8 protein-coding genes are annotated in these 6,676 nt (G+C 65.2%); 3 read left to right on the forward strand and 5 right to left on the reverse strand.

All coding sequences use genetic code 11. The annotated features are described in order from the left end of the window. Positions 1–120: 120 nt before the first annotated feature. Positions 121–660: a CarD family transcriptional regulator gene (locus ACMO6A_RS01545; protein WP_009608338.1), complete on the reverse strand. Its 540-nt coding sequence runs from the start codon at positions 658–660 to the stop codon at positions 121–123. Positions 661–920: 260 nt separating this feature from the next. Between ACMO6A_RS01545 and ACMO6A_RS01550 the strand changes: the two genes are divergently transcribed. Beyond that, complete coding sequence (locus ACMO6A_RS01550; protein ID WP_009608335.1) at positions 921–1,718, forward strand: hypothetical protein; 798 nt, start codon at positions 921–923, stop codon at positions 1,716–1,718. A gap of 1 nt (position 1,719) precedes the next feature. On the opposite strand, the gene ACMO6A_RS01555 is transcribed toward ACMO6A_RS01550, so the two are convergent. After that, positions 1,720–2,061 (reverse strand): winged helix-turn-helix transcriptional regulator, encoded by a 342-nt coding sequence (locus ACMO6A_RS01555; protein ID WP_009608388.1) that lies wholly within the window; start codon positions 2,059–2,061, stop codon positions 1,720–1,722. A 75-nt stretch (positions 2,062–2,136) separates the two neighbouring features. Here ACMO6A_RS01555 and ACMO6A_RS01560 point away from each other — a divergent pair, with 75 nt between their 5' ends. Together ACMO6A_RS01560 and ACMO6A_RS01565 are read left to right on the forward strand one after the other, a co-directional pair. Next, positions 2,137–2,595 (forward strand): MarR family winged helix-turn-helix transcriptional regulator, encoded by a 459-nt coding sequence (locus ACMO6A_RS01560; RefSeq protein ID WP_009608305.1) that lies wholly within the window; start codon positions 2,137–2,139, stop codon positions 2,593–2,595. After that, positions 2,579–3,223, forward strand: a complete 645-nt coding sequence (locus ACMO6A_RS01565; protein ID WP_009608355.1) for a 4Fe-4S binding protein — start codon at positions 2,579–2,581, stop codon at positions 3,221–3,223. The genes ACMO6A_RS01560 and ACMO6A_RS01565 overlap by 17 nt, the downstream gene beginning before the upstream one ends. Positions 3,224–3,598: 375 nt before the next feature. Here ACMO6A_RS01565 and ACMO6A_RS01570 read toward each other — a convergent pair whose 3' ends face one another. The 3 genes from ACMO6A_RS01570 to ACMO6A_RS01580 form a co-directional block, all read right to left on the reverse strand. Then, positions 3,599–4,741, reverse strand: a complete 1,143-nt coding sequence (locus tag ACMO6A_RS01570) for an aldo/keto reductase (RefSeq protein ID WP_418470684.1) — start codon at positions 4,739–4,741, stop codon at positions 3,599–3,601. 91 nt (positions 4,742–4,832) lie between these two features. Further along, positions 4,833–5,495, reverse strand: a complete 663-nt coding sequence (nth, locus tag ACMO6A_RS01575) for an endonuclease III (RefSeq protein WP_009304585.1) — start codon at positions 5,493–5,495, stop codon at positions 4,833–4,835. 158 nt (positions 5,496–5,653) lie between these two features. Continuing rightward, on the reverse strand, positions 5,654–6,676 hold a 1,023-nt coding region (locus tag ACMO6A_RS01580; protein WP_418470685.1), incomplete at its 5' end, for an amidohydrolase.

The raw sequence follows: 6,676 nt of genomic DNA on the forward strand, positions 1-6,676 counted from the left end.
TCCATGGCGTTCCTCCCTGGTTTTTCGGACGGCGTTCACGATACGCGCGCGCCGCGGCCGGCGCAATGAACGCTCCGTAGAGTCGCGTCTCCCGGCGTAGCGGGGGCCTCTGGCAGCCCGTCAACGCCGGAGCGCCTCGGCTTGCTTCACGCGTTCGACGAGCACGTCCTTCACGTTCTCGCGCGGGACGGCCAGCGACACCGCAAGCTCGTCGCACAGCAGGCCTTCCGCCAGGTCGAAGTACTTCTTGTCCGTGGCGGTGATGCGGCGGCCCGAATCGACGCGCCGCACGCTGCGCTCGTGGACGGACTTCATGATGGGAATCAGATCCTCGGGCGCGAACGTCCTGAGGCGCTTGTCGTATTCTTCCTTCATGCGGCGCTCCAGCAGGGTGGGCGTGGGCGCGTCGGGCTTGAGGGCGTTCTCGTCGATGGTGTCGGCGTCCACGATGGAGTCTATCAGGGCGAGCGCCTTGCGTTTCGACATGACCGGGCGCAGGTTGTCGGGCGTGGCCTCGTCCACGGCAACGAACAGCTTGAGCGAGTTCTCGAACAGCGCGCGCAGCTCGAGGTAGTCCTTGCCTTCGAAGTAGTTCTCGCGCAGGGCGGCAACTTCGCAGACATGATGACGGTAGACGACCGTATCTCCGCATGCGTACATGGCAACCTCCGATGATGGGTGGGAACGGTAGGCGCGGTTCAGTCGCGTCGCGGTGACGTCGCAGAATCAGCGCTTTCATTGTACCACTTCGCGGGAAGCGTGCGCGCATCCCGCCTCGGCGAGCGGCGAAGCTCTTCGTTACCGCGAGGTGCCTAGGGCACGATATTGTGCCTACTTTCGGTTGTGCTGCGCTACGGGTATCGTTCTTCTTGTTTGAAACGGAAGCGGCAGGAAAGTCGCGCGAAGCAAAGGAGCAAGACGTGGAGAAAACCGCATGCACGCAGGTGGAGCTAGAGACCGGGTTGGTGGACGTGTACGATTTCGGAAACGTGAAGCTGCACGCGTACCGCACGGGCGACCCGATCGACGACGAGGTGTTCGTGGTCGAGAAGGATGGACGGGGCTTCGTCATCGAGTACCCGTGCTTTTTCGACAGCATACGCGCGCTTGAGGAGTACGTAGCGCGGCTCGGCATCGCAATCGAAGGCATCGTGGCCGCCTACCACATGGCTGGGGCTAGTTTCCTGGGCGGCACGCCGGTATACGCTACGAAGGAGGCTGACGCGTACGGTCATGTCGGCGGCGGCCGGGCGCTCATCGACGGCTTCGCCGAAGCTTTCGGCGAAGCGTTCGACGCTTCCATCGCCACGGTGACGAACGTCATCGAAAGTGACGAGTTCGAGCTTGCGGGCGTGCACCTGCGCATCGTACGCAACGCGGAGGCTTTCGACCTCGAGCTGCCCGACCTCAACGTCGCGTACACGCACATGCTGGGGCACGACTGCCACTCCATCGTGGCGGGCGCAGGACATGCAGACGCGCTGATCGCCCAGCTGGAAGGTTACCTCGATCGAGGATTCGACCTTGTCCTGACCTCGCATTACACGCCCGAGGACCTCAAGGACGTGCAGGCGAAGATCGACTATCTGCGCGAACTCAAGGACGTCGCGGCGGTATGCGCATCGGCCGAGGAGTTCAAGGAAGCCGTTCGCAAGCGCAATCCGGGGTACGCGGGCGACAACTACCTCGAGATGACGAGCGGGTTCTTCTTCGCCTAGGCTATTTTCGCGTCTGCGCTGCGCGTTGCTGGTAATCGACGCCCCATGTCCGCATGGCGTCGATGACGGGTCGCAGGCTGGCGCCCGCCTCCGTGAGAGAGTACTCCACGCGGGGCGGCACTTCGGGGTAGACCCGGCGCTCGACCAGGCCGCGCTCCTCCATCTCGCGCAGGTTGCTGGTAAGCACCTTCTGCGAGATGGAGCCGAGCGAGCGCTTCAGCTCGCCGAAGCGCTTCGTGCCGTCCAGTAGATCGCGCATGATGAGCAGCCGCCATTTGCTGCCGATGAGCTGGGCGGTGGTTTCGACGGGGCAGGCGGGCAGCTCGGCGGGATCGCAGGCCACGGTTCGGCTCCTTCCTTGCGAAATACTTTGATATCCAAGTATAATGCTCGCATCGACGGAAGGAAAGGGGTGCGGATGGACGATCTGGTGAACCAGCTGTCGAGAACGCTCGCACAGGCGAACCGCTTCATTGCGATCAAGCTGAAGGAACGCGGCCTCGACGGCATTGCGCCGTCGCACGGCGACATCCTCATGCAGTTGTTCGCCTGCGGCGAGCAACCCATGCAGGAGCTGGCGCGCGCCATCGGGCGCGATCCGTCCACGGTGACGGCGCTCGTGAAGAAGCTCGCCGCCGCTGGATACGTACGCACCGAGAAAGGCGTGGAGGATCGTCGCGCCACCATCGTGTCGCTGACCGAGCGGGGTCGTGGGCTGCGCGGGGAGTTCGAAGCGGTGTCGAAGGAGCTGAGCGTGGTGCAGGGGCTCGGCATCGACCCTACGGATATGGAAACGGCGCGCAGGGTCCTGGGCACCGTGCGCGACAATTTCGAACACGCTTTGAAAAAGGAGGACGGACATGGACGAGGCGCTTGAGCTCGAGGACATCGATGCGGCGTACTGCCTGCTGTTTCTGCGCGAGGTGCGCGATGCGGCGTTCGCCACGGTGGACGAGGAGGGCCTGCCCGCGGTGCGCGTCATCGACGTGATGATGGTGGAGGACGGGCGTCTGTACTTCGTGGCCGCCCGCGGCAAGGCGTTCTGCGCCGACATCATGCGCACGCGCTACGTGGCCATCGTGGGGCAGTCGCAGGATTTCCGCACCTGCCGGCTGCGCGGGGCGGTGGAGCGTCCCGACGACGAGGCCGAACGGCATCGCCTGATCGACCGCATCTTCGAGCTGAACCCCTCCATGCGCGAGCTGTACCCGGGCGATTCCCGCTACGTGCTGGAACCGTTCTACCTGCAGGATGCGCAAGGCGAGTACTTCGATCTCAGCGGCAAGCCCATCGTGCGCGTGCCGTTCGCCTTGGGATCGCTGCGCGCAGCCGTCGAAGGGTTCGTCATCACGGACCGCTGCCAGGAATGCGGCGCTTGCGCCGACGCGTGTCCCGAAGCCTGCATCGAGGAGGGGCCGCCGTATGCCATCGTCCAGGAGCATTGCCTGCGCTGCGGGCTGTGCCGGGAGACGTGCTCCTTCGGTGCGATCGACCGCCGTTCGTGACGGAGCTCGACGAGCCGACACGCTCGTCTTGGTTGCGAAGGAATGCCCGGTTTGGACGCAACATGCCTCCCATGCCAATTTGGCCGTCCGAATTCGTGTCGTCGGAACCGCAGGGTTTTCCGCCATCTGGGCTTATGGAGGCGATCACGCAATCCCCCAGGCGGAAGCGCGCTCGGAATTTGTCATGGGGTGCGATTTGCGCACAAACGCCGAAGCGGCGCTCGTGGGAACGGGAGCCCGGCTCCGACCAGCTACGGGTAGCGGCTGACGCGCTGCCGCTCGGAACGGCCGATTCTGCGGAGAAAGCGTCCGCTTCGGGCGGCAGCGCGCTCCCGCGGGCCGCGGCCTCTGCGGCAGCGCGGCAGCGCCGACGCGTTATGCGAACAGCGCGGCCGCCTTCTCCATGCGCTCGGCTATCGGCACGCCGAAGGGGCAGCGCGGCTCGCAGGCGGCGCAGGCCGTGCAATCGTCGGCGGTCGCGTTAAGTGCTCGGTAGTGCTCGCGGATCGAGGCGGGCATCTCGTCCTGCATGACAGCCAGGTCGTAGAACTTGTTGACGGCGGCGATATCGATTCCGGCCGTGCAGGGCGCGCAGTGGCCGCAGTAGGTGCACTGGCCGAAGTAGGCGTGCTTCGGCGCTCCCGCCAGCACGCTCGCGTAGTCCTTCTGCGCTTCGGCCGCCGTTTCGTAGGCCACGGCATCGTCGACGTGCGCCGGCTCGTCGAAGCCTGCCAGGATGCTGGCCGCAGCGGGGCGGGTGAGCGCGTAATGGATGCACTGCACGGGCGTCATCGCCACGCCGAACGGAGACGCCTCGGTGCTGAACAGGCGTCCGCCGGCATACCCCTTCATCACCGTGAGCCCCACGCCCTCGCGTTCGCACAGCGCGTACAGCTCGGCGCGGGCGGGATCCATGCCCTCGAGCGCGTCGTCGTAGGCGAAGGTGAACGCGTCGTCGAGGCTGGCCGTGGCCGGCAGGAGGTCGAAGGCGGGGTTCACGCTGAACATGACGGCCTCGATCTCGCCGGACAGCGCGGCTCTCTTCGCCACCTCGGGCGCGTGGGTGGACAGCCCGATATGCCCGATGACGCCGGCGGCTTTGAGCGCGCGCACGTATTCGATGAACTCCCCGGCCATGATGCCCTCGTACTCGTCGACGTCGTCGACGTAGTGGATCATGCCCAGCTCCACGTGGTCGGTGCCGAGGCGCGCGAGCAGGTCCTCGAACGCGGGACGCACGAGATCCATGTCGCGCGTGCGCACGTACTGGCCGTCTTGCCAGGTGGAGCCGATGTGGCCCTGGATGATCCAGCGGTCGCGCGTGCCGGCCAGCGCAGCTCCGAGGTTGCTGCGCACCTCGGGTCCCGCCATCCAGCAGTCGAGGATGTTGATGCCCGCTTCCTCGCAGCGCTCGACCACGGCGCGCACCTCGGCGGCCGATTTCTTCTCCATCCATTCAGCTCCGAAGCCGATCTCGCTGATTTCGAGCCCCGTCCTGCCCAGTTCGCGGTAGCGCATACAAACCCCTCTCGCGATAGTCCTTCGCGTTCGCATGCAGCACGCTTCCGTACTGCTTCTTGGAGCGAACTCTAATCCAAGTTTTTTCTTCTTACGCCTTTCCGCAGCTGGGGCAGAGGTCGCACAGGAAGCACGTCGCGCACTTCGGGTTGCGGGCGATGCACGTTTCGCGGCCGAACAGCACCCATTGATGGTTGATGGGACCCCAGTATTCGCGCGGGTACAGCTTGAGCAGGGCGGCCTCGGTCTTCGCTGGCGTGTCGGCCGAGGGGCCGGCGAACTTCAACCGATGCGCGATGCGGAACACGTGCGTGTCCACCGCGATGCCCTCCACGATGCCGAACGCCTCGTTGAGCACGACGTTCGCCGTCTTGCGCCCCACGCCCGGCAGCTTCTGCAGCTCGTCTATGTCGCGCGGGATCTCGCCGCCGTAGTCGGCCACTACCATCTGAGCGCACTTGATGACGTTCGCCGCCTTCGTATGGAAGAAGCCGATGGTGCGGATGATGCCTTCAACGTCGCGGACATCGGCCGCTGCGAGGTCCGCGGGCGTGGGGTAGCGCTCCCACAGCGCGGGCGTGACCTTGTTCACGCCTTTGTCGGTGGTTTGGGCGCTCAGCAGTACGGCGATGGTCAAGCGGAACGGATCGCCCCAGTAGTGCAGCGCGCACTCGGCGGCGGGGTAATGCTCGTTCATGCGCTCCGCCACCGCAAGGGCGCGCTGGCGTTTGGCGGTCATGGTCTCGCGTGGCATAGGATCTCCTCGGGATGCGGTTTTAGCGAAACTCCTCCCAGTATAATGAAGTTCTTCGTCCGTGTCCCGCTTTCGAGGACGGCGAACGGCGGATGCGCGCCGCGATTGCCGTTCGCCGTCCGATTGCTGGTACCGCTCTTGCCGTCGGTGTCGTGGGGCTAGCCCTCGTGCACGATGCGGCCGTCGGAGATCGTGTAGCGCACGGTGCTGTCGGAGATCTTCTTCGGGTCGCAGGTCAGGATGTTCTGGTCGAGCACCGCGAGGTCGGCCTTCTTCCCGACCTCGATGGTTCCCACGAGGTCCTCCATGAAGTTCTCGAACGCGACGTTCTTCGTGTAGGCTTCCAGGGCCTGGTACGGCGTGATGGCCTGCTCGGGCCAGCGATGCATATCGGTGTCCTCTTCGCCGGGATAGGGGCTGTTGCGCGTGACGGCGACCTCGATCTCCTCCAGGGGCGCGAACGGGGTGACCGGGCCGTCGCTGGCACCGCTCACGATGCAGCCGGCTTCCAGCATGTTCTTGACCGGGTACATGGCCATCGCGCGCTCTTCTCCGATGTAGGCGATCTCGAGCTCGCACAGCGGGTCGCGGTACATCCACAGGAACTGCAGCGCGCTGATGACCTCGAGGTCGGCGATCCTCTTGATGTCCTCGTCGGCTACGGCGCACACATGGGTCATGGTGTAGCGGCGGTCGGCGCGCTCGCCGTTCTCCTTGATCGCGTTCTCGAAGGCGTTCAGCGTGTTGCGGACGGCACCGTCGCCGATGGCGTGGACGTGCACCTGCACGCCCGCCTTGTCGAGGGCGGCCACCATGGCGTCGAACTCCTGCTGATCCCATTCGGATTCGCCGTACCAGTCCGACCCCTTGCCGGCGGCTTCGTTGTACGGTTCCAGCATGACGGCGCTGCCGCCTTCGGTGACGCCGTCGGAGAACATCTTCGCGGTGCCGGTGGATATCATCTCGCTGTCGTAGCGTGCCAGTCCCTTGACTGTTTTGACCGCTTCGCTCGGATCGGTGCCGGGGATGATGGTGGGCAGGATCCTCATGCGCAGGTTGAGCTCGCCGGCCTTTTCCAGTTCGGAGAAGAAGCGCGCGTCCACGGCGGAGAGGTTCGTGATGCCGGTCAGGCCGAAGCGCGACGCGTCCTCCTGGTACTTTGCGATGGCCTGCTCGTACTC

It is taken from the genome of Eggerthella sp., from assembly GCF_048329335.1.
Classification (GTDB): Bacteria; Actinomycetota; Coriobacteriia; order Coriobacteriales; family Eggerthellaceae; genus Eggerthella; species Eggerthella lenta.

What these genes read in the sequence shown, in the direction of transcription:
- nth (WP_009304585.1), bottom strand. Translation starts at nt 5,495, where the DNA reads ATGCCACGCGAGACCATGACCGCCAAACGCCAGCGCGCCCTTGCGGTG.
- ACMO6A_RS01565 (WP_009608355.1), top strand. Translation starts at nt 2,579, where the DNA reads ATGGACGAGGCGCTTGAGCTCGAGGACATCGATGCGGCGTACTGCCTG.
- ACMO6A_RS01570 (WP_418470684.1), bottom strand. Translation starts at nt 4,741, where the DNA reads ATGCGCTACCGCGAACTGGGCAGGACGGGGCTCGAAATCAGCGAGATC.
- ACMO6A_RS01545 (WP_009608338.1), bottom strand. Translation starts at nt 660, where the DNA reads ATGTACGCATGCGGAGATACGGTCGTCTACCGTCATCATGTCTGCGAA.
- ACMO6A_RS01560 (WP_009608305.1), top strand. Translation starts at nt 2,137, where the DNA reads ATGGACGATCTGGTGAACCAGCTGTCGAGAACGCTCGCACAGGCGAAC.